We start from the raw sequence: 22,840 nt of genomic DNA, 5'->3' as shown, positions 1-22,840 counted from the left end.
CGCATCGGCCATACCCTCGGGCCTCCGGGCCCGCCGGGGGCCGCCCTGGGAAGCCGGAGGAACGGTCACACGAGGGGCGCGAGGTCACCGAATCGCCGCGCACGCTCATGAAACCGACCGTACCGCACCGCTTACCGGCCACCGGCGACGGCCACGGCCGAAGGGGCGTCCGGGCGGGCCCGTAGGGGGCTCCTACGGGCCGCACGCGGACGTTCAGGGGTCCCGCCGGTCACTCGGCGCGCAGGGCGATCACCGGGTCCAGCCGGGCGGCCCTGCGTGCGGGCGCCACCCCGAAGAAGACGCCGACCCCGGCCGACACCCCGAAGGCCAGCGCGATCGACCACCACGTGATCGCGGCCGGCACCGGCGACAGCGCCTGGATCGCCAGTGCCCCGCCGACGCCGAGCAGGATGCCGACCACCCCGCCGATCGTGGTGAGCAGCACGGCCTCGATCAGGAACTGGCCGAGCACGTCGCGCCCCCGCGCCCCGAGCGCCTTGCGCAGCCCGATCTCGCGGGTCCGCTCGCGCACGCTGACCAGCATGATATTCGAGACGCCGACGCCGCCGACGAGCAGCGAGATGCCCGCGATGGCAGCCAGCACGCCGGTGAGCATGCCGAGGACGCTGCCGATCGTGCCGAGGAGCTGGGTCTGGGTGACGCCGCTGAACCGCTCGCCCGGGTAGCGCTCGGTCAGCCCGTCCACGACGCGCCGCCGCAGCGGCTCGATCTCGTCCGGGCCGGAGGCGCCGACCGCGATGCCGTTGATCCGCGACAGGCCGATGAGCCGCTGGGCCGTGGTGACCGGGATGTGCACCTCCTGGTCCCGGGCCACGCCGAACGTCGCGCCCACCGGCGCGTACAGGCCGATGACCCGGAACCGCACGCCCGCGATCGTCACCTGGCGGCCGATCGGGTCGACGTCCCCGAAGAGCTTCTCGCCGACCTCCGCTCCGAGGACGGCCACCCTGCGCCGCGTGTCCACGTCGGTCTCGCCGAGGTACCGGCCCCGGCGCAGCGGGCGTTCGAAGATGTTGGGCATGTACTGGTCGGTTCCGGTGACCGTGGCGAACACCTCGGTGCGTCCCACCCGTACGGACTCGCCGGAGTTGACGGCGACGGTGACCTTGGCCGGGTCGCCGACCACGCGGCGCACGTAGGCGACGTCGTTCAGGTCCAGGCGGCTCTGGGTGGGGGCCGCGCCCAGCCCGACCTGGCCGGGGACGACCAGGATGATGTTGCTGCCCAGCCCCGCGATCTCCCCTTCGATGGCCTGCTTGGCGCCGGTGCCGATCGCGACGAGGATCACCACGGACAACACGCCGATCACGACGCCGAACATGGTGAGCGCGCTGCGCAGCCGGTTGACCCGCAGGGCCTCCAGCGCCATCCGGGACGCCTCGGCGGTCCTCACCGGACGCCCGTCCCGGAGGCGGTGTCCAGCTCGATGAGGCCGTCGCGGACATGGATCTGGCGGCGGGCCGCGTCGGCGACCTCGCGCTCGTGCGTGACGAGGACGACGGCGACGCCGCGCTCGGTGTTGAGGTCGGCGAGGATGCCCATCACCTCCTGGCCGTTGCGGGAGTCCAGGTTGCCGGTCGGCTCGTCCGCGAGCACGACCTTGGGGTCGCCGACCAGGGCGCGCGCGATGGCCACCCGCTGCTGCTCGCCGCCGGACATCTGGGACGGCCGGTGGTCCAGGCGGTGCGCGAGCCCGACCGCCTCCAGAGCCCTGCGGGCCCGTTCGCGCCGCTCGGCCCGTCCGACGCCCCGGTAGACGAGCGGAAGCGCCACGTTGTCCAGCGCGGAGGTGCGTCCGAGCAGGTGGAAGGACTGGAACACGAAGCCGATCGCCTTGTTGCGCAGCTCGGCGAGGCCCGCGTCGTCGAGCGTGGAGACGTCGGCGCCGTCCACCCGCAGCGTGCCGGAGGTCGGCCGGTCGAGGCAGCCGAGCAGGTGCATCAGCGTAGATTTGCCGGACCCGGAGGGCCCGACGATCGCCACCGACTCGCCGTGGTGGATGCGCAGGCTCACCCCGCGCAGCGCGTCCACCGACACCCCTTCCAGCCGGTAGGAGCGGGTCAGGTCCACGGCCTCGAACGCGGGGACGGCCCCTGCCTCGTCCGGGCTCATGAGAGCCGCTGACCGGCGCGGACGGTGTCGGCGCCCCTGACGACGACGCGCTCGCCGACGCTCAGGCCGCGGGCGACCTCGACCACGGCGTCGCCCTGGGCCCCCAGCTTGACCACGCGGCGCTCGGCGGTGCCGTCGCCACGGACCACCCACAGGACGGTCTCCCTGCCGCTGGTGACCACGCTGGACGCCGGGACGGCCACCGCGTCGGGCGAGTCGCGCACGGTGAGCCTGACGACCGCGCTCATGCCGGGCTTGGGCGCGGGGGCCCCTCCCCCGCCGTCGTAGGTCCCCGCGCCGAGCGCCAGCCGTACGGGGTAGCTCACGCCGCCGGTAGTGCCCTCCTTCGGGGTGACGCCGACGCCGGTGACCCTGGCCTGGTAGGTCGCCCCGGAGACGGCGTCCAGCTCGACCTCGGCCTTGACGCCGGGGCCGACGAGCAGCACGTCGGTCTCGTCCACGTCGGCCGACAGGGAGAGCTTGGAGACGTCGGTGACGGTGACCAGGGCGTCGCCCGCCGACACCGGGACGCCGGTCGCGATCGTGCCCCCGGACGCCGGGGACGCCGCGCCGCCGCCGGACCCGCCCGCCGCCGCGCCCGCCTGCCCGGCGAGGCCCGGAGGGAGCTGCCCGAGCAGCGCGCCGAGGTTCGCCGAGCCGCCGCCCGGCGGCCCGCCCAGGGCGACGACGCCGCCGAACGGCGCCTTGACCACGAGCCCGTCCACGGTGGCCTTCGCGGCCTTCGCCGCCGCCTTGGCCTGGGCCTTCGAGGCCGACTGGAGCGAGGTCATGGATGTGGCGAGCCCGCCGAGCCCCGCCCCGATCTGCCCGCTGACCTGCGAGAGCGCCAGGTTGACCGAGCGGGTGAGGTTGCGGGTGATCTGGTTCAGCGCGGCGCTCTGCGCGCGGTGCTGGGTCTCGGCGGCGTCGATGGCGGCCACGAGCTGCGCGCGGACCCGCGCGTCCTTGATCTTCCTGGTGGCGGCCCGGGCCTTGGCGAACCCGCGGGCGACCTGGCGGTCCAGGGACGCGGTCACGTTGGGCGCGGCCAGGCGGACGCCCGGCGCCGCGACGCCGCCCATGGACACCGGCTTGGACGCCTGCCGCTCGGCCTTGCGCGCCTGGGCGAGCTGGTCCTTGGCCTGCGGCGAGCTGATCCTGACCAGGATCTGCCCCTTGGTCACCGTGTCGCCGTCCTCGACGTACACCTTGGCGACCGTCCCTGCGGCCGGGGAGCGCAGGGTCGCCGTGGCGCGGGCGCCGACCGTGGCGGGGGCCTCGACGACCTCGCTGACGGGGGCGCGGGTGGCCTCGCCGATCTGCACCTTGGGCGCCTCGTCCGGAGAGCAGGCCGCGATGAGGAACACCGTGAGCCCGAGCAGCAGCGGGGGGAAACCGCGACGAATCGTCACGCGGCCCATCGTAAGAGGGCGATCAGCCGCCCCGCCGGGTCACCCCCGGGAAGTACGGCTAGGTCGCGGCCACCACGCGGCGCAGGCCGCGGATCGCGGGGACCGACAGCAGCAGGACGCACCCCGTGACCGAGACGACCGACGAGACCGCGAGCACCTCCCTCGCCCCGACCAGCGAGGCGACCGGGCCCGCGAGGGACTGGCCGATCGGCACGGCGATGATCGACCCGGCGACCTCGTAGGCGTGGACACGGTTCAGCACCTCCGGCGCGACCTGGGTCTGCACGCTGGTCATCCACATGACGCCCCAGAACGCCGAGCCGGCGCCCGCCACGACGTGCAGGACCGCCATGACCGGCAACGGCGGCACGAGCGTGAGCGACAGCGGCTCCAGCGCGCGGAAGAACATCGCCAGCGCGCCGGCGGCGAGGGGCCGCTGCGGCTTGATCCGCATGGCGATCAGCCCGCCGAGGATCGTCCCCGCGCCGAACGCCGAGGTGACGAAGCCGTAGCCGGTGGCCTTGTAGGCGTCGTTGACGATCACGGCGCCGAGCGGGTAGACCGGGCCGAAGACGGCGATGCCCATGACCGCCCAGATGAGGATCACGCCCCACATCCACGTACGCGAGCGGAACTCCCGCCACCCCACCTTGAGGTTCGCCCAGATCGACCCTTCCTGGACCGCACGGGGGACGCCGCGCAGTCGCAGCAGCGCCAGGCACACCGAGCTCACGCCGTACCCGGCGGCGTCGATGAGGAAGACGAGGCCGACGTCGGCGAACGCCACCAGCATGCCGGCGACCGACGGGCCGACCAGCATCATGAAGGACTCGGAGGTGCGCTGGGTGGCCACGGCGCGCTGCACGTCGGTGGCGATCCGCGGGACCAGGCTCGCCAGCCCCGGCTGGAACATCGCCGCCGCGGTGCCGTTGACGGCGGAGATCACCATGAGGTGCCACAGCGTGGGGGTGCCGACGAGGAACAGCGTGGCCGTGATCGTCTGGGTGCCCACGCGGACGGCGTCGGCGCCGACCATCATGCGGCGCGGGGTGAACCGGTCGGCGAACACGCCGCCGAAGAGGACGAGCAGAGCCATGGGGACGATGGAGGCCGCCATTGTGAGGCCCGCGCCGGTGGCGCCGTACCCGGCCTGGATCACGCCGAGGGACATCGCGACCGGCACCATGCCGGTGCCGAGCGTCGAGACGGACCGGGCGGTGAAGAAGAGCCGGAAGTCCCGCGTCCAGACGGCGGGCTCGCCGCGCCGGTCGTCCTCGGACTTCCGCGCTGTATCGGACATCCCTTCCGTTTCAGCGCGCTCCATCGCAATGCCCCCATGTACGCCCGTTCCCGCCGGACATGATGGCACTTCAATAGCAAGCTTTCCTAACGATTTAGCGAGGCACCCGTTCGGGGGGATTGGGACCACCCATAGGTATCTCGGCGGAATGCCGGGAACTAGGGTGTTCCGTCGTACCAGGTACCTTCTCGCGCCGGGAGGCGGATCTCCTTGACGGCAGAACCCACGGACGAGCGATGGGCCGCGCTCAGGCGGCGCTTCACGGAGATCGACGTCGACGGCGACGGCTACATCACCCACGCCGAGTTCCGCGAGCACTTCCCCGAGTTGCCGGGCGAGGCCATCGGCGCGCTCGACCAGTCCGGTGACGCCGACGGCGACGGACGGATCTCGTTCGAGGAGTTCGTCCGCCTGACGCCCTTCGGCTGAGCCCGCCCGTCCTGTCCGGGTGCACGGAACCTGCCGCCTTCGCGGCTGAGGCCCGCGCCCCGGGACTCCTCCGCGTCAGCCCGCGGCGAGCTGGCGGCTGCGGTCGCGCGCGGCCTCGATGGCGGCCAGAAAGGCCGCGCGGACGCTGTGCCGCTCCAGCTCGGCGATGGCCGAGATCGTGGTGCCACCCGGCGAGGTGACCGCCTCACGGAGGATCACCGGGTGCTCGCCCGAGTCGCGCAGCATGATCGCCGCGCCGACGATCGACTGCGTCACCATGTCGAGCGCGGCCGCCCGCGGCATGCCCAGCAGGATGCCGGCGTCGACCATGGCCTCGACCAGGTAGAAGAAGTACGCCGGGCCGCTGCCGGACAGCGCGGTCGCCGCGTCCTGCTGGGACTCCGGGATGCGCAGCACCTTACCGACCGGCCTCAGCAGGCTCTCCGTCTGCTCCAGGTGAACCTCGGAGGCGTGGGCCCCGGCGGAGATCACGCTCATGGCCTCGTCCACCAGCACCGGGGTGTTGGACATGACCCGCACGACCGGGACCTCGTCGCCCAGCCGGGACTCGACGAAGGACGTCGTGATGCCGGCCGCGACCGTGATGACCAGCTTGCCCGCGGGCACGTGCGAGGCGATCTCGTTCAGCAGGGCGCCCATGTCCTGCGGCTTGACCGCGAGGATCAGCGTGTCGGCGATCTTGGCGGCCTCGCTGTTGGGCACGACCCGCACGCCGTGCCGGTCGCGGAGAGCGGCGGCGCGCTCCTCGCGGCGGGCCGTGGCGATGATCTCGCCCGGCGCGACACCCGCGCGCAGCAGCCCGGACAGCAGGGCCTCGCCCATCTTGCCCGTACCGAGAATCGCGATCATCTCAAGGCACCTCGTGTGAATGTCCGGAAACCCTCGCAGCCTACCGACTCCCCGGCGGTCCGAGCGCGTCGCAGTGCCCCGTCAGCGCCCGTCAGCGCCCCGCCAGGGAGCGGAGCAGGTCGGCGACGTTGCCCGTGCGCCCGGCGAAGTGGCGGGCCAGGTGCCCGTACCAGCCGGGCCCGTACGGGACGCGGACGCGCACCCGCGCGCCGTGGGCGGCCTGGCGTCCGAGCGCGGGCGGGCGGACGCCGTACCACATCTGGTACTCCAGCGACCCGGACTCGCGCTCGTTCAGCACGGCGAGCGCCGCCGCGACCTCGACCAGCCGCCGGTCGTGGGTGGCCACCATCGGGTAGCCGCCGCCCTCCATGAGGATCCTGAGGCAGCGCACGTACGACTTGTCGACGCCGGCGGGCCGCGCGTGGACGACCGACGCCGGCCCGCCCGGGGTGCCCGCGCACAGCCGTACGCGCCCGGCGGCGAGCGCCCGGCAGTGGTCCTCGGCCTGGCGCAGGGAGGCCTGGACGGCGACGCCGGTCGAGGGGTGGTCCTCCAGGAGGGATGCGTGCACGCGCAGCGCGCGGTCGGCCAGGGCGGGGCTCTCGGTGTCGACGGTCACCGTCGCCCCGAACTCGCCCGCGGCCGCGCACACGCGCGCGGCGTTGTCCCGCGCGAGCCCCTCGTCCACGTGCAGGCCGAGCACCGACAGCCGGAGGGACAGGTCGGCCCCCTTGGCGGCCTGGCGCCGGTCGAGGGCGTCCAGCAGCGCGACCGAGGAGTCGGCCGCGCGGGAGGCCTGGGCCGGGTTCCGCGCCTCCTCGCCGAGGTGGTCCAACGTCACGAGGAAGCGGTCGGCGGTGAGGGCCGCGGCGACCGAGGCGGCGTCCTCCACACCCGTGCCCGCGACGTAGCGGCTCATGACACGCCGGGCGAGCCCCGACGTCCGGACCATGCTCTCCACACGGCCGTTGCTCGAAGCGGCCAGCAGAACGCGACGCAACACCATTGGCACCCTTCCTGGCAGGACGGACGGTTCCCGGGGTGAGATCTTCCCACCCTAACGGCGGCCAGGGCGTCGATCTTGGGAGCACGCGGGGCCATGTTGCGGTTTGACAACCAACTGACGACCCATGTCGTCTTACAAGTCTTTAATGCAGAAGATCTACCCGATGGTGCCGTAAGTCGGTTCCAACGCCGGAGCCGCGGTCACCGAAAGGGCAGATGTGAAAAAGATCCTCACAGCGCTGGCCACCGCCGGCGTGGGTCTGAGCACAGCGCTGGTCGCGACACCCGCGACCGCGGGAACTCAGCAGGCCCCCGAGTACACGCCACCCGCCCCGGAGTGGGCGCAGTGCGCCACGCTGCCCGCGGGCATCGAGTGCGCGTCGGTGACGGTGCCGCTGGACTACGACCGGCCGTGGGGCAGGAAGATCAAGATCGCCCTCTCGCGCAAGAAGGCGACCAACACGGCGCACTACCAGGGCGCCATCCTGTTCAACCCCGGCGGTCCCGGCGCCAGCGGCCTGGGCTACCCGGTCACCATGCAGAACCGCCTCGGCGCCGCGCTGGCCGCCCAGTACGACCTCATCGGCTTCGACCCGCGCGGCGTAGGCTCCAGCGAGCCCGCCCTGAGCTGCGACGTGAACTTCTTCAACCCGGTACGCCCCGACTACGTCCCGGGAGACCTTCGCGAGGAGTTCGCATGGCTGAAGAAGTCACAGGGGTACGCCAAGGCCTGTGACACCGCCCACGGCGACGTGCTCAAGCACATGACCACCGTCGAGGTGGCCACCGACATGGACCAGATCCGCAAGGCCCTCGGCCAGAAGCAGATCAGCTACGTCGGCTACTCCTACGGCACCTACCTCGGCGCGACCTACGCCACGCTCTTCCCGAGCAACGTGCGCCGCCTGGTGCTGGACAGCATCGTGCACCCCGACCGCGTCTGGTACGACACCAACATCGACCAGAACCACGCCTTCGAGGTCCGCGCCAAGGACTTCTTCGCCTGGATCGCCAAGTACGAGTCCACCTACCACCTCGGCTCCACCGGCGCGGACGTGGAGAAGGCCTGGTACGCGGCCCGCGCCAAGGTGAAGGCCGCGCCCGCCGAGGGCCGGGTCGGGCCGGACGAGCTCGACGACACCTTCCTCGCCGGCGGCTACCTGAAGAGCCGGTGGCCGCTGCTCGCCAACGCGCTGTCGAAGTACGTCAACAACGGCGACACCGCGACGCTCGCGAACGCCTACGCCATCTACGGCGACAGCAGCGGCGACGACAACGGCTTCGCCGTCTACTCCGCCGTCGAGTGCACCGACGCCCGCTGGCCGCGCGACTGGGGCACCTGGCACCGCGACTGGTCACAGTCCTCCCGCACCGCGCCGTTCCTGAGCTGGGGCAACGCCTGGTACAACGCGCAGTGCCAGTCGTGGCCCGTGCGCGGCAAGCAGCGCCTGCGCATCGACGGCCGGGCGATCAAGAACGCCTTGTTCTTCCAGGACACCAAGGACGCCGCCACGCCGTACGCCGGCGGCGTCGAGATGCACAAGAAGTTCCCCGCCTCCCGCCTGGTCGTCATGGACGGCGGCGGCAACCACGGCCTCACCGGCCGCGGCAACGCGTGCATAGACGACATCTGGAAGGCCTACCTGACCGACGGCACCCTGCCGCCGAGCCTGCCCGGCCCCGACGTCCACTGCGCGCCGTTCCCCGACCCGGTGCCCCCGCCGGCCGCCACCCTCATGCGCACCGCCCCCACGGCGGACGACGACTGGGTCCCCGGCGAGCGCTGACCTCCCCGTCCCCCGTCCGGCACCTCGATGCCCCGCCGCTCACCCGAGCGGCGGGGCATCTCGTCCTCAGGGCACGCTCAAAGGTCAGTGCACGTCGAAGGTGGTGAGAACCGCGACCGGGTCGGGGTGGGCGACAGCTCCTCTACCACGTTGCCGACACCGGTCCGAACCAGGGCGAGATCGGGTACGTCATAGGGATATGCGGATGATGACGGCGACTCTGGCGGCCGGATCCCTGCTGCTGACCGTGGGCGGCAATGTTCCGAGTGCCACTGCCATGAGCCCGAACCCCGACCACGCCGTGACGTCGACCATCGTGGCGACGGGCGGCACCTCCTCACCCCTGGCCCCGGCGACAGGCCCGTCGCCCACGAGGCCGAAGGGCCACACGATCAACACGCACAAGGTCCGGTGGGAGAAGGCGAAGCCCACCAAGGACGGGCGCAAGATCAAGGTCATCTGGTGGTCGGGGGTCGAGCCCTGCACCGTGCTCGACCGCGTGAAGGTGCGGGAGACGTCCAAGCGCGTGACGATCACCCTCTACGAGGGCCAGGCGGAGGACGCGCAGAACGTCGCCTGCATCCAGATCGCCATTCAGAAGGTCACAACGGTCAAGCTGAAGGCCCCTCTCGGCAAGCGCAAGATCGTGGACGGCGCCCGCTCCTGACCGCGCCGCGCTCCCAAGCGGGCCGCTCCCTTCCGGGCCGCGCTCCCAAGCGGGCGGCTCCCTTCCGGGCCGCGCTCCCGATCAGGCGGCACTCCTGACCGTGCCGCGCTCCTGACCCGGGCCGCCCACCTGGGCGGACGTCCGGGGAACCGGCCGGTCGTCCCGCCCGTTCCCTGCTGTGTGACCCCCGGCAGGCTCCCCCGCGTCACGGCGCCCGTCCCCGCCGCCCTCGCCGGTCGCCGTACGGTCGCGCGCGGCCTCCGAAGCCCCGGCCGTGCCGCGCCTTCCGGACATGACGCCGGCTCACGGCCCGTCCGCCGTACCCTCCAAAGGCCCCCCGACAACGGGGAATACAGGCGCCCCGAATAGGGTTGAGCGCAGTAGACTCAACTCGCTTGACAAAGAAACAAGCGAGATCCATGATTGAGTCACTCAGACTCAACTTTGACTACAAGGACGTACTCATGGCACGTGCGGTAGGTATCGACCTGGGGACGACCAACTCCGTCGTCTCGATTCTCGAGGGCGGTGAGCCCACGGTCATCGCCAACGCGCAGGGCTCGCGGACCACGCCGTCCGTCGTGGCCTTCGCCAAGAACGGCGAGGTGCTCGTCGGCGAGGTCGCCAAGCGGCAGGCCGTCACCAACGTCGACCGGACCATCCGCTCGGTCAAGCGGGAGATGGGCACGAACTGGGCCGTCGAGATCGACGGCAAGAAGTTCTCTCCCCAGCAGATCAGCGCGTTCGTGCTGCAGAAGCTCAAGACGGACGCCGAGGCCTACCTCGGCGAGAAGATCACCGACGCCGTGATCACCGTCCCCGCGTACTTCAACGACGCGCAGCGCCAGGCCACCAAGGAGGCCGGCCAGATCGCGGGCCTCAACGTCCTGCGCATCATCAACGAGCCCACCTCGGCCGCTCTGGCCTACGGGCTCGACAAGGAGAAGGACCAGACCATCCTGGTCTTCGACCTCGGCGGCGGCACGTTCGACGTCTCGCTGCTCGACGTCGGCCAGGAGGACGGCCACGGCTTCGTCGAGGTCAAGGCCACCAGCGGTGACAACCACCTGGGCGGCGACGACTGGGACCAGCGCGTCGTCGACGAGCTGGTGACCCGCTTCAAGAACGCCCACGGCGTCGACCTCTCCAAGGACAAGATGGCGCTCCAGCGCCTGCGCGAGGCCGCCGAGAAGGCGAAGATCGAGCTGTCGGCGCAGACCGAGACCTCGGTCAACCTGCCCTACATCACCGCCTCCGCCGAGGGCCCGCTCCACCTCGAAGAGAAGCTGACCCGCTCGGAGTTCCAGCGCATCACCTCCGACCTGCTCGAGCGCTGCAAGGGCCCGTTCCACCAGGTCATCAAGGACGCCGGCATCAAGGTGTCCGACATCGCCCACGTCGTGCTGGTCGGCGGCTCCACCCGCATGCCGGCCGTGAGCGAGCTCGTCAAGGAGCTGACCGGCGGCAAGGAGCCCAACAAGGGCGTCAACCCCGACGAGGTCGTGGCGATCGGCGCCGCGCTCCAGGCGGGCGTGCTCAAGGGCGAGGTCAAGGACGTCCTCCTGCTGGATGTCACCCCGCTGAGCCTGGGCATCGAGACCAAGGGCGGCATCTTCACCAAGATCATCGAGCGGAACACGACGATCCCGACCAAGCGGTCCGAGGTCTTCACCACCGCCGAGGACAACCAGCCGTCGGTGCAGATCCAGGTCTTCCAGGGCGAGCGCGAGATCGCGGCCTACAACAAGAAGCTGGCCACCTTCGAGCTGACCGGCATCGCCCCGGCGCCGCGCGGCATCCCGCAGATCGAGGTCACCTTCGACATCGACGCCAACGGCATCGTCAACGTCGGCGCCAAGGACCTCGGCACCGGCAAGGAGCAGTCGATGACCATCACCGGCGGCTCGGCGCTGCCGAAGGACGACATCGAGCGCATGATGCGCGAGGCCGACTCCTACGCCGAAGAGGACAAGAATCGCCGCGAGGAGGCCGAGACGCGCAACAACGCCGACGCGCTCGCCTACCAGACCGAGAAGTTCCTCCGCGACAACGACGAGAAGATCCCGGCCGACGTCAAGACCGAGGTCGAGGAGTCGCTGTCCGAGCTGAAGAAGACGCTGGAGGGCACCGACTCCGCCGCCATCCGCGCGGCGGCCGAGAAGCTCGCCACCGTCAGCCAGAAGATGGGCTCGGCCATCTACGCCCAGTCCCAGGGCGCGGCCGGCGCTCCCACCGACGCCGCCGCCGGCGCTCCCGGCGCGGGCGCGGGCACGAAGTCCGACGACGACGTCGTCGAGGCCGAGATCGTCGACGACGAGCCGAAGCCGAAGCGGGAGGGCGGTGCCGCGTGACGTCCCCGAACTCTGGGAGCGAGCACGAGGGCTTGGTGATCCGCGACAACCGGCGCATCGATCCGAAGACCGGGCAGGTGCGTGAGGGGGCGGGGAAGACGGCCGAGCAGTCGTCCCCCGCCGCCTCGGCCGATGCGGCGCAGCAGGACGACGGCCTGGCCGCCGAGCTCGCCGAGCGCACGGCCGACCTCCAGCGGCTCCAGGCCGAGTACTCGAACTACCGCAAGCGCGTCGAGCGCGACCGGGTGACGGTCCGCGAGCAGGCGGTCGCCAACGTGCTGGCCGAGCTGCTCCCGGTGCTCGACGACATCGGAAGGGCTCGTGACCACGGCGAGCTGACCGGCGGGTTCGCCAAGGTCAGCGAGTCGTTGGAGGCGGCGGTCGGCAAGCTCGGCCTGCAGACCTACGGCGCCAAGGGAGACCCGTTCGACCCGACCGTGCACGAGGCTCTGATCCACAGCTACTCGGCCGGCGTCACCGAGCCGACCGCCGTCGAGATCCTCCAGCCCGGCTACCGCCTCGGCGAGCGCATCCTGCGCCCGGCCAGGGTCGCGGTCGCCGAGCCCGAGGAGCCGGCGGGTGGCGCGTCCAACGCGGCCAAGACGGGCGAGGCGGGCGAGGCCGCGGCCGACCCCGAGACCAATTGAACGACTACCCCTTTGGCCCACGAAGGAAGAGTTAGATGAGCACCAAGGACTACCTGGAGAAGGACTACTACGCGGTCCTTGGTGTGTCGAAGACCGCCACCGCCGACGAGATCAAGAAGGCGTACCGCAGGCTGGCGCGCAAGTACCACCCGGACGCCAACCAGGGCAGCACCGAGACCGAGGCGAAGTTCAAGCAGGTCTCGGAGGCGTACGACGTCCTGTCCGACACCAAGCGCCGCAAAGAGTACGACGAGGCGCGCGCGCTGTTCGGATCGGGTCTCGGCGGGTACGCGGGGGGCGGCGCCCCCCGCGGCGGCGGTGGCGGGTTCCCGTTCGAGTTCGGCGACCTGTTCGGGGGCAGCGGGCAGGGCGCCGGCGGTGGCGCGGGTGAGCGCATCGGCGACCTGTTCGGCGGCCTGTTCAACCGCGGCGGGCGCACCTCCGCCTCGACCGCCCGTCCCCGCCGGGGGCAGGACATCGAGTCCGAGGTCACCATGTCGTTCTCCGAGGCCGTGGAGGGCACCACGGTCGCGCTCCGGCTGACCAGCTCATCGGCCTGTCCCGCGTGCAGCGGCACGGGCGCCAAGACCGGCACGACCCCCCGGGTCTGCCCGACCTGCGAGGGCACCGGCGCGGCCAGCCGCAACCTCGGCAACTTCGCCTTCTCCGAGCCGTGCCGCGACTGCAAGGGCCGCGGGCTGCTCATCGACGATCCCTGCCCGGTGTGCGAGGGCAGCGGGCGCGGCAAGAGCACGCGCACGCTCCAGGCGCGCATCCCCGCGGGCGTGGCCGACGGCCAGCGCATCCGGCTCAAGGCCAAGGGCGCGCCCGGCGAGAACGGCGGCCCGGCCGGCGACCTGTACGTCGCGATCCACGTCAAAGCACACGCGATCTTCGGTCGCTCCGGCGACAACATGACCATCACGGTCCCGGTGACGTTCACCGAGGCGGCCCTCGGCGCCGAGATCCGGGTGCCCACCCTCCACGGCCAGCCGGTGACGCTGCGCATCCCCGAGGGCACGCCCAACGGCCGCACGTTCCGCGTGCGCGGCCGGGGTGTCACCCGCAAGGACGGCACCAAGGGTGATCTGCTGGTCACCGTGGAGGTCACCGTCCCGCAGTCCCTCGACGACAAGGAAAGGTCCGCGCTGGAGGAGTTCCGTTCCGTGTCCGACGGAGCAGACCCCCGCGCCGACCTGCTCAAACAGGCCAGCAGCGACTAAGCCCGAGAGGAGGCGACGCCGATGGACGCCAACTACTTCGACCTGTCCGACGACACCCCGGTGTACGTCATCTCGGTCGCCGCCCAGCTTTCCGGGCTGCACCCGCAGACCCTCCGGCAGTACGACCGTCTCGGCCTGGTCAGCCCAGGCCGTACGGCCGGCCGGGGCAGGCTCTACTCCACGCGCGACATCGTGATGCTGCGCGAGGTCCAGCGGCTCTCCCAGGAGGAGGGCATCAACCTGGCGGGCATCAAGCGCATCCTGGCCCTGGAGACCGAGAACCTCCGCATGCGTGAGGAGCTCAGCCGACTCAGGGGCGAGATCGCGATGATCCGCGCGCTGATCCAGTACCAGCTACCACCCGCCTAGACCCCTCGCGCACGGGGGGCTCGCGCGGGGTCCCAGGGCAGGTTCAGCGGCGATATTCAGGGGAAACGTGTGGCGCGCGTGCCATGCGAGGAAAGGCGAGATCGAGCGTGGACTACAAACTGACGCGTAAGAGCCAGGACGCCCTGTCGGGGGCCGTTCGCCGTGCCGCTGCGGAAGGCCACCCCGAGGTCGGGCCGGCGCACCTGTTCACCAGCCTGCTCGCCCAGACGGAGGGCACCGCGGTGCACCTGCTGGAGGCGGTCGGCGCCGACTGGAAGAAGCTGCGCGCCGACGCCGAGCAGCAGCTCGAGCAGCTTCCCAAGGCCCAGGGCGCCACGGTCAGCGCCCCCTCGTCCTCGCGGCAGCTCCTGGTCGTCCTGAACACCGCCGCCGCGCGCGCCAAGCAGCTCGAGGACGAATACGTCTCCACCGAGCACCTCCTGGTCGGCCTCGCCGCCGACGGCGGGCGCGTCGCCGACCTGCTCAAGGCGCAGGGCGCCAACGACAAGGCCCTGTTGGACGCGTTCGAGAAGGTCCGCGGCCACGCCCGCGTCACCAGCGAGAGCCCCGAGGACACCTACCGCGCGCTGGAGAAGTACGGCGTCGACCTCACCGAGCTCGCGCGGGCCGGGCGTCTCGACCCGGTCATCGGCCGCGACACCGAGATCCGCCGCGTCGTCCAGGTGCTCAGCCGCCGCACCAAGAACAACCCCGTGCTGATCGGCGAGCCCGGCGTCGGCAAGACCGCCGTGGTCGACGGGCTGGCCCAGCGCATCGTCGCCGGCGACGTCCCCGAGAGCCTGCGCGGCAAGCGCCTGGTCTCGCTGGACCTCGGCGCGATGGTCGCGGGCGCGAAGTTCCGCGGCGAGTTCGAGGAGCGGCTCAAGGCCGTCCTCAACGAGATCAAAGAGAGCGACGGCCAGGTCGTCACGTTCATCGACGAGCTGCACACGATGGTCGGCGCGGGCGCGGCCGAGGGCGCGATGGACGCCGGCAACATGCTCAAGCCCATGCTGGCCCGCGGCGAGCTGCGCATGATCGGCGCGACCACGCTGGACGAGTACCGCGAGCGCATCGAGAAGGACCCCGCCCTGGAGCGGCGCTTCCAGCAGATCTACGTCGGCGAGCCCACCGTCGAGGACACGATCGCGATCCTGCGCGGACTCAAGGGCCGGTACGAGGCCCACCACAAGGTGCAGATCTCCGACGGCGCCCTCGTCGCCGCCGCCACCCTCTCCGACCGCTACATCACCGCCCGATTCCTCCCCGACAAGGCCATCGACCTGGTCGACGAGGCCGCGAGCCGCCTGCGCATGGAGATCGACTCCCGGCCCGTCGAGATCGACGAGCTCCAGCGGGCCGTCGACCGCCTCAAGATGGAGGAGCTCGCGCTCGCCAAGGAGACCGACGAGGCCAGCGTCCAGCGCCTGGACCGGCTCCACAAGGAGCTGGGCGACCGCCAGGAGGACCTGGACGCGCTGGTGGTCCGCTGGCAGAAGGAGAAGTCCGGTCTCAACCGGGTCGGCGAGCTGAAGCAGCGCCTGGACGAGACCCTCTCGGCGGCCGAGCGCGCCCAGCGCGACGGCGACTTCGAGGCCGCGTCCCGGCTGATGTACGGCGACGTGCCCCGGCTGGAGAAGGAGCTCGAAGAGGCCACCGCCCAGGCCCAGCCCGAGGACCCGATGGTCAAGGAGGAGGTCGGGGCCGACGACATCGCCCAGGTCATCTCCTCGTGGACGGGCATCCCCGCCGGGCGCCTGCTGGAGGGCGAGACCGCCAAGCTGCTGCGCATGGAGGACGAACTCGGCCGCAGGCTCGTCGGGCAGCGCGAGGCCGTGCAGGCCGTGTCCGACGCCGTGCGCCGCGCGCGGGCAGGCGTCGCCGACCCCGACCGTCCCACCGGCTCCTTCCTGTTCCTCGGCCCGACCGGCGTCGGAAAGACCGAGCTGGCCAAGGCGCTGGCCGAGTTCCTGTTCGACGACGAGCGCGCCATGACCCGCATCGACATGAGCGAGTACGGCGAGAAGCACAGCGTCGCCCGGCTCGTCGGCGCCCCGCCCGGGTACGTCGGCTACGAGGAGGGCGGCCAGCTCACCGAGGCCGTCCGCCGCAGGCCGTACACCGTCGTGCTGCTGGACGAGATCGAGAAGGCCCACCCCGAGGTCTTCGACATCCTGCTCCAGGTGCTGGACGACGGCCGGCTCACCGACGGCCAGGGCCGCACGGTCGACTTCCGCAACACCATCCTGATCCTGACCTCCAACATCGGGTCGCAGTACCTCGTCGACCTCACGCTGGAGCCGCTGGCCAAGCGGGACAAGGTCATGCAGGCCGTCAGGTCGTCGTTCAAGCCGGAGTTCCTGAACCGGCTCGACGACGTGATCCTGTTCGACGCGCTCGGCTCGGAGGAACTCACGCAGATCGTCGACCTGCAGGTGTCGAGGCTGGCGCGGCGGCTGTCCGACCGCCGCCTGACGCTGACCGTCACGCCCGAGGCCCGCGACTGGCTGGCCCTCACCGGCTACGACCCGCTCTACGGCGCGCGGCCGCTGCGGCGCCTCGTGCAGTCGGCGATCGGCGACAAGCTGGCCAAGAACCTGCTCGCCGGGCTGATCCACGACGGCGACACCGTCACCGTCGACCTGGACGACGCCCGCGACACCCTCACCGTCGAGTCCACGAGCACCGCCACCACACCCTCGTGACACCCTGACGATCCCGCGCCCACACGTATCGAGCCCCTGCCGTCTTCTCGGCGGGGGCTCGATACGTGTGACCGGCGGTCGTAAAGGCAGGCCCGGTAAGGGAATCGCCAGGGTTGGGTCAACGAACCGCTCGGCGAAACTCCGGCTGGATACCGTCGGTGCTCGACCAAGCACCATAGGTAGTCAAGGGAGTGTTCATGCGTACTTCATTCGCGATCAAGGGCGTCGTGGCGCTGGCCGTGGTCGCCGGGGCCGGATGGGCGGGGGCGGGGAGCGCGCTGGCCGCCGTCCCGTGCGGGGAGGGCACCCTCACGCCGCTCACCTCGCCGACCACCGTGTACTGCGGCCCGGACGCGGTCGCCACCGATGTGGCCAACGGCGTCACCGGGCTTCAGCCGCCGCGCCTCGCGGAGCGCACCTCCGGGGGCGACCTGGTCGTCGGCATCGAGCAGATCGGGCGGTCGCCGCGCCTGCTGTCGGGCACGACCGCGGTGATAGGCCTGGCCGACCTCCCCGCGGTCGCCCACGACACCGGCGTCCGTACACTTCGGCGCGGCCTGTCCATCTCCGACGTCAGCCTGCGCCTGCCCGTCTCCGTTCACCGCAAGAGCGGCCCCACGGCGTACCCCTACCAGAACGGACCCGTGGCTACAGGCTTGGTCCCATCGGACGTTCCCGACGCCCCTGGCCTTCCCGTCCAGCCCGTCCAACCCGTCCAGCCGGAGGTCGCCGCCAAGGTCGACGGCCTGCCCAAGGCCGCCGAAGTCGAGGGCCTCACCAAGCCCGGCGAGGCCGCCGTCGACGCCGAGACCAAGCCGCTGCCCGCCGTCGGGTCGGTCACGAGTGGCCTGCGCGTTCGCTGACGACCGACTCGCGAATGCCGTGAAAAGTACGGCCCGTGACACCACAAAGGGCGTCACGGGCCGCCTCTGCGAACGGCCCCGCGCCTCTGTAACGGCCCCCGGCTTAAGTGGCCCGCAACTCTGCAAGTGGCCCCGCGACCCTGTGAAGGGCCCTCGGCTCTGCGAGCGATCCCCGGCTCCCGTCCGGCGCAGCGGGGCGGAGAATTTCGCGGGCCGGGCGCAGAACGTAGAGCAGAACGTCGAAGCGGTCAGCAGGGGACGTCGAGGAGGGCGTCCAGGTCGTCCTCGGGGAGGCCGAGGTCGACGCGGATGCGGTAGCGGGTGCGCAGGAGCGCGTCCCTGGTGCGGAGGGTCGCCTCGCGCGGGCCGCACCCCCCGTCACCGGCGAGAACGCCGTCCGTCGCCCACTCGTGGGCCGCGGTCAGGTCACCGTAGGCGAGAAGGGTCTCGGCGACGTACAGGGCCGTCATCGGATCGACGCGGCCGTCCGCCTTGATGGACTCCACCAGCTCGCGGGCCTCGTCCGGGCGGTCGAGCTCGAACAAGGTGTCCGCGATGCCGGCCCGGGGGTCGACGCTCACCTCGCCGCCGTCCTCCAGCGCCCGCTGGAAGCATTCGAGAGCCCTCGCCGGCTGCCCCGCCTGCCGCCATTCTTCGGCGGACAGCACCAGGATCGCGGCACGGGACACGTCACCGGACCGGTAGCCGCGCGCCAGGTCATCGAGCCGCCCGGCCAGGGCTCCATGGTCGTCGTCCAGGAGCGCCTGCTCCAGCAGACGATCAAGCTGCTCACGTGTCACATGTGCCACAAGACGAGATTACCGAGCGCCGCTCCACTGTGTGGGGACAACGGCGGGCATTGGTTCGGCCCCTATTCGCACATGTTTGACCACGCTCCGCGTGTCTTCCGAGACGAGCGGGCATATCGGCCCTGCCTGGAAGGTCACACACGCCGTTCGAAGGAGCTGCGATGGACATGTCCTGGCAGACGACCTTCGCCCTTGCCTGTGCCGCCCTGTTCGCCGCGATCGTCCCCGGAACCCTCGGCTACACCACGGCACGACTGGAAACCGCCGACCGCCAGCGCGCCGAACTGGTCCGCCTGCGAGCGGAAGTCCAGTCGTCCCGGCAGACCGAGTCCTCCCGCCAGACCCCCCAGCAACCGTCCGAACCCTGCACCTCCGCAGGCACGACAACCTCAGGCAGCTCCCTACCGCCCCACCAGTCGTCCCAATCGCCAGAGTCCTCCGAATCGTCCCATCTGTCAGAGCCGTGAGCCCCTGCCCGGCCGCCAGCCGCGACCCGGCGCAGCGCAGCGCCACTCCGAATCGTCCCAATCGTCAGAGCTCTCCGAATCGGCCGAATCCACCCCCTAACATCGACTTCCTCAGGCCTCGGACGACTCATCACATCTCGGATGTGAGCACCTCCCTCAGGCGGGTGGCGAAAGCCTTGGGGTGGGATGTGAGGCCGTTGTGGCCGCCGGGGAAGGGCGCGACCTCGGTGTCGAGCAGACGGGCCAGTTCGGTGGCGCAGGCGTGGTCGAAGAAGCCCGGCGCGGTCGTAGTTCCCGCCGCCGGCACCACGCGGGTCGCCGTGCCCTTCAGGGCGGCGATGGCGGGGACGTCCAGCTCGCAGTTCCGGGCCGCAGGGATGTCGTGGCTGAAGAAGAAGTGCATGTTGGCGATGCGCTGTTTGGAGAGCGGCGCGGGAAGCTCGACATCGGGCTCCCGGTCGGCGAACGCGGCGCCGGTGACCTCCGCCAGCATCTTGAAGGCCGCCCCCCACCCTTCTTCGCGATAGGTCTTCTCCAGCTCGCCGAACGTGGCGTCCGCACATGCGCGCGTGGCCTCGGGCAGCAGCGAAAGCGCGGGAGGCTCGTGCGCGACGAGCGTGCGGACCAGGCCGGGATGGCGCGCGGCGAGGACCAGGCCGATGAGCCCGCCGTAACTGGAGCCCAACAGCAGCGCCGACTCGGAGGTCAGCGAGGCGAGGAGCCGATGGACGTCGCCGACGTGCGTCTCGACGGTGACCGGCGCGTCCGGATCGTCGGGCGAGCTTCTGGACAGGCCGCGCCGATCGTACGTCACGACGGTGTATTCGCCCGCGAGTTGCCGCACCAGGCCCTTCGTGCGGTCGGCGTCGCCCTCGCCCCCCTGCAGGACGAGCAGAAGCGGGCCCACACCCTGGACCTCGTAGTAGATGCGGGCGCCGGGAACGGCCAGCATGCCGCTTCTCATGGTGCTCATCGATCTTCCTCCCCCCGCGGTGCCTACCCACCGCGCCCCCCTGGAACGCCGAAGCATCCGTCCGGACGCATTCCCCGCATGCGCCCGCCGCGGCGACCGGACCACGAAACACCGGGCCCGCGGAGCGCCGAGGTCAGCCCACCCTGTCGGCGGGCCCTCGGCTTCCGACGGCCGCGACGGCGTCGCGGTGGTGCTCGCGGGCGTCCCGCTGGGCGCGCAGCTGGCTCGACAGGTACTCGCGGATCAACCGCTTGGCCTCCGCGATCAGCGGCCCGTACCCGTTGATGTCGCGCCGGAAGGCGAGCGCCAGCACCGCGCCCCCCGCCTCCACGGCGACCGTGAGAGTCAGGTCGAGCTCCTCGCTGTCGGCCATGCCGAACTCCTGGAGGAGAAGGCCGCGCAGCCGCCCGGCGATGACCGTGTTGTTCTCCGAGGCCGAATCGAGCAGGTTGTGATCGACCGCGTCGCCGAAGCGGAGGGCCCGGAAGCCTGGAACGGTCCTGTGCATGTCCACGTACTCGTCGATGATGGCGTCCACGGCGTGCCACCAGTCGGGGTATTCGTCGACCATGAACCGCCGGCCGACCCGGGAGATGAACATCTCGACGTTGCGCTGGGTCAGCGCCTGGGTGATCGCCCGTTTGTCGGGGAAGAACTGGTAGACCGAGCCGATCGCGACATCGGCGCGGGCCGCGATGCGCGTCGTGGACAGGGCGTCGTAGTCGGCCTCGTCGAGCAATTCGGCGCAGGCGTCCAGCATTCGCTCGACCCGGCGGGCGCTACGACGTTGCGCGGGTTTACGGCGCAGGGGCACCTGCTCGCCGTCACATTGGTCAGTAGAGAAGCCGGGCACACGTTCATCTTGCACTCTTCGCGCCGAACGGTCAGTCCTTCCCGGGCAGACGTCCGATTTCGGAATGCACTACGCGACGTCCGCGGCGACCGCCCGGCGCAGGCTCGGCCCCGCGACGTAGCTCAGGGCCGGGGGTCCAGCCCGGCGCAGTCCCGGAGCGCTTCCCAGCTCGTCACGGCCTGTTGCTTGGCGTCGCCGGTAAGGGGGATCGGAATTCCTCCCGAGATCCGCGCCGGTGTCCATTGATCCTTGAGGACCTTGCGGCCGTTGATCGTCAGGGTGAGCACGCCGGTGCGCCCGGTGTCCGGGCCGGAGTTGTAGAAGACGAAGTTGCCCATGCCGTAGTTGACGTATTTGCCCTGCAGGTACCCGCTGCCGAGCAGGATGTGCGCGTGGCCGCCGACGATCACGTCCGCGCCCGCGGCGATCAGCTTGGGCGCGAGGCCGAGTTGGGCGGGGTTCGGGCATTTCTGCAGTTCGGTGCCCCAGTGCAGGTGGACGATGACGGTGTCGGAGGTCTTGCGCGCCTGCCGGACGGCCTGGATCAGCCGCTGCTCGTTCTTCGCCGAGGCGAGCCCGCCCTTGGTGGAGGTCGCCGTCCAGGACTGGATGAACTGCTCGTCCAGCACCTGGGTCGCCCCGATGATCGCCACTCTGTTGCCGTTGACCGTCTTACGGAAGGGCTTGTACGCCTCCGCGGCGTTCTTCCCGATGCCGACGATGGGGAACTTCGAGCTGCGGATGGCGGCGAGGGAGTCGCTCAGCCCGCCCTCCATGTAGTCCATGCCGTGGTTGTTCGCCATGGACGCGACGTCGACGCCCGCCGCCTTGAGCGCCGTCAGGGCGGTGGCGGGCGCGCGGAAGGTGTACTGCTTGCCGGGGGCGGGGGTGCCTCCCTGGGTGATGGCCGTCTCCAGGTTGACCATCGCGAGGTCGGCGCGCCGCAGCACCGCGGAGATGGGGCCAAGGGCCGTGCGGGGGTTGGCGAGCCGGTTCCTGAGCAGGCCCTCGAAGTGGACGTCGCCGCCGAAGGAGATGGTGAAGGGCTTGCGCTGAGGCCTGGCCACGGTCTCCTGCGCGCTCGGCGTGGACGACGCGGAGTCGTCCTTCGGCGGGGGCGAGGCGGACTCGGCGGCCGAGCAGGCGACGATCGGCACCCCGGCGGCCGCGGCCGCGAGCGTCAGAGCGACGCGACGCCGGAACCACCCCGCGCCCCGGAACGGACGGGTCAGGTCACGCGCCCGGCGGGAAACGGGCAGGTCGTGGACGGGCACGGCGGAGACGGCGAGTTCGGCCGGGTCGGTGAGGTCGGTGAGGTCGGCGGCGTCGGTCGGGGGCGAGGCGGCGGGGTGGCATCTCATCGCTCCAAGAGCATGCCATCTTCGGGTCGTAGATGGACACTGCCACCCCAGACGGATCCAAATTCACCCACCTTGGACGATTCCTTTACTTGAATGATTCAGGTTTAGTGCCTAAGGTGCAGGTCGTGGGGGATGTGGACCGGCTCCATGACGCCGGGCTACGGGTGACCGCCGCCCGAGTCGCGATCATGCACGTGGTGCGCGAGGGTGACCACCTTGATGTGGACACCATCTATCGCGCCGTGCACGACCGGGTCGGCCAGGTGTCCCTCCAGGCCGTCTACGACGGGCTGCACGCGCTCCACGACGCCGGGATCCTTCGCAAGATAGAGCCCATGGGCAGCCCGGCCCGCTACGAGACCAGGGTGGGAGACAACCATCATCACCTGGTCTGCCGTGGGTGCGGCACGGTGGCCGACGTCGACTGCGCGACCGGGGTGGCCCCCTGCCTCGATCCCGTGGACGCCGCCGGCTTCATCGTCGACGAGGCCGACGTCATCTATTGGGGCGTCTGCCCCGATTGCCAATCTCGAACCGCCTGATCCCTTGCCCTACGCACCACTCAAGCGCTGACCGACGACGAGTCGATCGTGGACCCGCTGTCCGGGAACGCGGT

The 22,840-nt window shown here is 71.1% G+C and carries 21 protein-coding genes; 11 read left to right on the top strand and 10 right to left on the bottom strand.

All coding sequences use genetic code 11. From position 1 onward, the window contains the following. Positions 1-229: 229 nt before the first annotated feature. The 4 genes from AB0M95_RS21320 to AB0M95_RS21305 are packed head-to-tail and all read right to left on the bottom strand — an operon-like array spanning position 230 to position 4,845. Positions 230-1,414, bottom strand: a complete 1,185-nt coding sequence (locus AB0M95_RS21320) for an ABC transporter permease (RefSeq protein ID WP_358517172.1) — start codon at positions 1,412-1,414, stop codon at positions 230-232. Continuing rightward, entirely contained in the window at positions 1,411-2,133 is a 723-nt protein-coding gene (locus AB0M95_RS21315) for an ABC transporter ATP-binding protein (RefSeq protein ID WP_363767162.1), read from the bottom strand. Before AB0M95_RS21315 ends, AB0M95_RS21320 begins: the two co-directional genes overlap by 4 nt. Continuing rightward, a complete protein-coding gene (locus tag AB0M95_RS21310; protein WP_363767160.1) occupies positions 2,130-3,545 on the bottom strand; it encodes an HlyD family efflux transporter periplasmic adaptor subunit in 1,416 nt (471 codons plus the stop codon). The genes AB0M95_RS21315 and AB0M95_RS21310 overlap by 4 nt, the downstream gene beginning before the upstream one ends. A 58-nt stretch (positions 3,546-3,603) precedes the next feature. Next, positions 3,604-4,845 (bottom strand): MFS transporter, encoded by a 1,242-nt coding sequence (locus tag AB0M95_RS21305; RefSeq protein ID WP_363767157.1) that lies wholly within the window; start codon positions 4,843-4,845, stop codon positions 3,604-3,606. A gap of 210 nt (positions 4,846-5,055) precedes the next feature. Between AB0M95_RS21305 and AB0M95_RS21300 the strand changes: the two genes are divergently transcribed. Further along, complete coding sequence (locus tag AB0M95_RS21300) at positions 5,056-5,274, top strand: EF-hand domain-containing protein (RefSeq protein WP_363767154.1); 219 nt, start codon at positions 5,056-5,058, stop codon at positions 5,272-5,274. A gap of 75 nt (positions 5,275-5,349) precedes the next feature. Here the strand turns inward: AB0M95_RS21300 and proC are convergent, their stop codons facing one another. Together proC and AB0M95_RS21290 are read right to left on the bottom strand one after the other, a co-directional pair. Beyond that, on the bottom strand, positions 5,350-6,144 hold the full coding sequence (gene proC, locus AB0M95_RS21295; protein ID WP_358517181.1) for a pyrroline-5-carboxylate reductase: 795 nt from the start codon (positions 6,142-6,144) through the stop codon (positions 5,350-5,352). Between the two features lie 91 nt (positions 6,145-6,235). Beyond that, complete coding sequence (locus tag AB0M95_RS21290) at positions 6,236-7,150, bottom strand: proline dehydrogenase family protein (protein ID WP_363767150.1); 915 nt, start codon at positions 7,148-7,150, stop codon at positions 6,236-6,238. Positions 7,151-7,367: 217 nt separating this feature from the next. Between AB0M95_RS21290 and AB0M95_RS21285 the strand changes: the two genes are divergently transcribed. The 8 genes from AB0M95_RS21285 to AB0M95_RS21250 all read left to right on the top strand — a co-directional run bounded on the left by AB0M95_RS21285 (position 7,368) and on the right by AB0M95_RS21250 (position 17,761). Next, on the top strand, positions 7,368-8,936 hold the full coding sequence (locus AB0M95_RS21285; RefSeq protein WP_363767147.1) for an alpha/beta hydrolase: 1,569 nt from the start codon (positions 7,368-7,370) through the stop codon (positions 8,934-8,936). Positions 8,937-9,141: 205 nt separating this feature from the next. Then, positions 9,142-9,603, top strand: a complete 462-nt coding sequence (locus AB0M95_RS21280; protein WP_363767145.1) for a hypothetical protein — start codon at positions 9,142-9,144, stop codon at positions 9,601-9,603. A gap of 464 nt (positions 9,604-10,067) precedes the next feature. Beyond that, positions 10,068-11,954, top strand: a complete 1,887-nt coding sequence (gene dnaK, locus AB0M95_RS21275; RefSeq protein ID WP_363767143.1) for a molecular chaperone DnaK — start codon at positions 10,068-10,070, stop codon at positions 11,952-11,954. Continuing rightward, positions 11,951-12,601: a nucleotide exchange factor GrpE gene (grpE, locus tag AB0M95_RS21270; protein ID WP_363767141.1), complete on the top strand. Its 651-nt coding sequence runs from the start codon at positions 11,951-11,953 to the stop codon at positions 12,599-12,601. Before dnaK ends, grpE begins: the two co-directional genes overlap by 4 nt. 35 nt (positions 12,602-12,636) lie before the next feature. After that, the gene (gene dnaJ, locus AB0M95_RS21265) at positions 12,637-13,824 is read left to right on the top strand and encodes a molecular chaperone DnaJ (RefSeq protein ID WP_363767139.1); all 1,188 of its coding nucleotides are present in this window, start codon (positions 12,637-12,639) and stop codon (positions 13,822-13,824) included. 21 nt (positions 13,825-13,845) lie between these two features. After that, on the top strand, positions 13,846-14,193 hold the full coding sequence (locus AB0M95_RS21260) for a helix-turn-helix transcriptional regulator (protein WP_358517195.1): 348 nt from the start codon (positions 13,846-13,848) through the stop codon (positions 14,191-14,193). A 107-nt stretch (positions 14,194-14,300) separates the two neighbouring features. After that, positions 14,301-16,898, top strand: a complete 2,598-nt coding sequence (gene clpB, locus AB0M95_RS21255) for an ATP-dependent chaperone ClpB (RefSeq protein ID WP_363767137.1) — start codon at positions 14,301-14,303, stop codon at positions 16,896-16,898. A gap of 197 nt (positions 16,899-17,095) precedes the next feature. Further along, positions 17,096-17,761 (top strand): hypothetical protein, encoded by a 666-nt coding sequence (locus tag AB0M95_RS21250; RefSeq protein ID WP_363767135.1) that lies wholly within the window; start codon positions 17,096-17,098, stop codon positions 17,759-17,761. A gap of 248 nt (positions 17,762-18,009) precedes the next feature. Here the strand turns inward: AB0M95_RS21250 and AB0M95_RS21245 are convergent, their stop codons facing one another. Then, complete coding sequence (locus tag AB0M95_RS21245; RefSeq protein WP_363767133.1) at positions 18,010-18,570, bottom strand: tetratricopeptide repeat protein; 561 nt, start codon at positions 18,568-18,570, stop codon at positions 18,010-18,012. A gap of 161 nt (positions 18,571-18,731) precedes the next feature. On the opposite strand from AB0M95_RS21245, the gene AB0M95_RS21240 reads away from it, so the two are divergent. Beyond that, entirely contained in the window at positions 18,732-19,037 is a 306-nt protein-coding gene (locus AB0M95_RS21240) for a hypothetical protein (protein ID WP_363767131.1), read from the top strand. A gap of 130 nt (positions 19,038-19,167) precedes the next feature. Here AB0M95_RS21240 and AB0M95_RS21235 read toward each other — a convergent pair whose 3' ends face one another. The 3 genes from AB0M95_RS21235 to AB0M95_RS21225 form a co-directional block, all read right to left on the bottom strand. Then, positions 19,168-20,010: an alpha/beta hydrolase gene (locus AB0M95_RS21235; protein ID WP_363767128.1), complete on the bottom strand. Its 843-nt coding sequence runs from the start codon at positions 20,008-20,010 to the stop codon at positions 19,168-19,170. Between the two features lie 133 nt (positions 20,011-20,143). Continuing rightward, positions 20,144-20,770, bottom strand: coding sequence for a TetR/AcrR family transcriptional regulator (locus AB0M95_RS21230; RefSeq protein WP_363767319.1), 627 nt, complete (start codon positions 20,768-20,770; stop codon positions 20,144-20,146). A gap of 215 nt (positions 20,771-20,985) precedes the next feature. Continuing rightward, positions 20,986-22,224: a CapA family protein gene (locus AB0M95_RS21225; RefSeq protein WP_363767125.1), complete on the bottom strand. Its 1,239-nt coding sequence runs from the start codon at positions 22,222-22,224 to the stop codon at positions 20,986-20,988. A 125-nt stretch (positions 22,225-22,349) separates the two neighbouring features. On the opposite strand from AB0M95_RS21225, the gene AB0M95_RS21220 reads away from it, so the two are divergent. Next, positions 22,350-22,766 carry a Fur family transcriptional regulator gene (locus AB0M95_RS21220; RefSeq protein ID WP_363767122.1) on the top strand — a complete coding sequence of 139 codons (417 nt, stop codon included), beginning with the start codon at positions 22,350-22,352 and terminating at the stop codon, positions 22,764-22,766. Positions 22,767-22,840 lie beyond the last annotated feature (74 nt).

Origin of the sequence: Sphaerisporangium sp. NPDC051017, assembly GCF_040683095.1 — a bacterium.
In the GTDB taxonomy this organism is placed as follows: domain Bacteria; phylum Actinomycetota; class Actinomycetes; order Streptosporangiales; family Streptosporangiaceae; genus Sphaerisporangium.
Note: the sequence above shows the minus strand (reverse complement) of the source record. Positions and strands in the feature narration are given on the sequence as shown.

What these genes read in the sequence shown, in the direction of transcription:
- AB0M95_RS21315 (WP_363767162.1), bottom strand. Translation starts at nt 2,133, where the DNA reads ATGAGCCCGGACGAGGCAGGGGCCGTCCCCGCGTTCGAGGCCGTGGAC.
- AB0M95_RS21305 (WP_363767157.1), bottom strand. Translation starts at nt 4,845, where the DNA reads ATGTCCGATACAGCGCGGAAGTCCGAGGACGACCGGCGCGGCGAGCCC.
- proC (WP_358517181.1), bottom strand. Translation starts at nt 6,144, where the DNA reads ATGATCGCGATTCTCGGTACGGGCAAGATGGGCGAGGCCCTGCTGTCC.
- AB0M95_RS21290 (WP_363767150.1), bottom strand. Translation starts at nt 7,150, where the DNA reads ATGGTGTTGCGTCGCGTTCTGCTGGCCGCTTCGAGCAACGGCCGTGTG.
- AB0M95_RS21280 (WP_363767145.1), top strand. Translation starts at nt 9,142, where the DNA reads ATGATGACGGCGACTCTGGCGGCCGGATCCCTGCTGCTGACCGTGGGC.
- dnaK (WP_363767143.1), top strand. Translation starts at nt 10,068, where the DNA reads ATGGCACGTGCGGTAGGTATCGACCTGGGGACGACCAACTCCGTCGTC.
- dnaJ (WP_363767139.1), top strand. Translation starts at nt 12,637, where the DNA reads ATGAGCACCAAGGACTACCTGGAGAAGGACTACTACGCGGTCCTTGGT.
- AB0M95_RS21260 (WP_358517195.1), top strand. Translation starts at nt 13,846, where the DNA reads ATGGACGCCAACTACTTCGACCTGTCCGACGACACCCCGGTGTACGTC.
- AB0M95_RS21250 (WP_363767135.1), top strand. Translation starts at nt 17,096, where the DNA reads ATGCGTACTTCATTCGCGATCAAGGGCGTCGTGGCGCTGGCCGTGGTC.
- AB0M95_RS21240 (WP_363767131.1), top strand. Translation starts at nt 18,732, where the DNA reads ATGGACATGTCCTGGCAGACGACCTTCGCCCTTGCCTGTGCCGCCCTG.
- AB0M95_RS21235 (WP_363767128.1), bottom strand. Translation starts at nt 20,010, where the DNA reads ATGAGCACCATGAGAAGCGGCATGCTGGCCGTTCCCGGCGCCCGCATC.
- AB0M95_RS21230 (WP_363767319.1), bottom strand. Translation starts at nt 20,770, where the DNA reads ATGCTGGACGCCTGCGCCGAATTGCTCGACGAGGCCGACTACGACGCC.
- AB0M95_RS21225 (WP_363767125.1), bottom strand. Translation starts at nt 22,224, where the DNA reads ATGAGATGCCACCCCGCCGCCTCGCCCCCGACCGACGCCGCCGACCTC.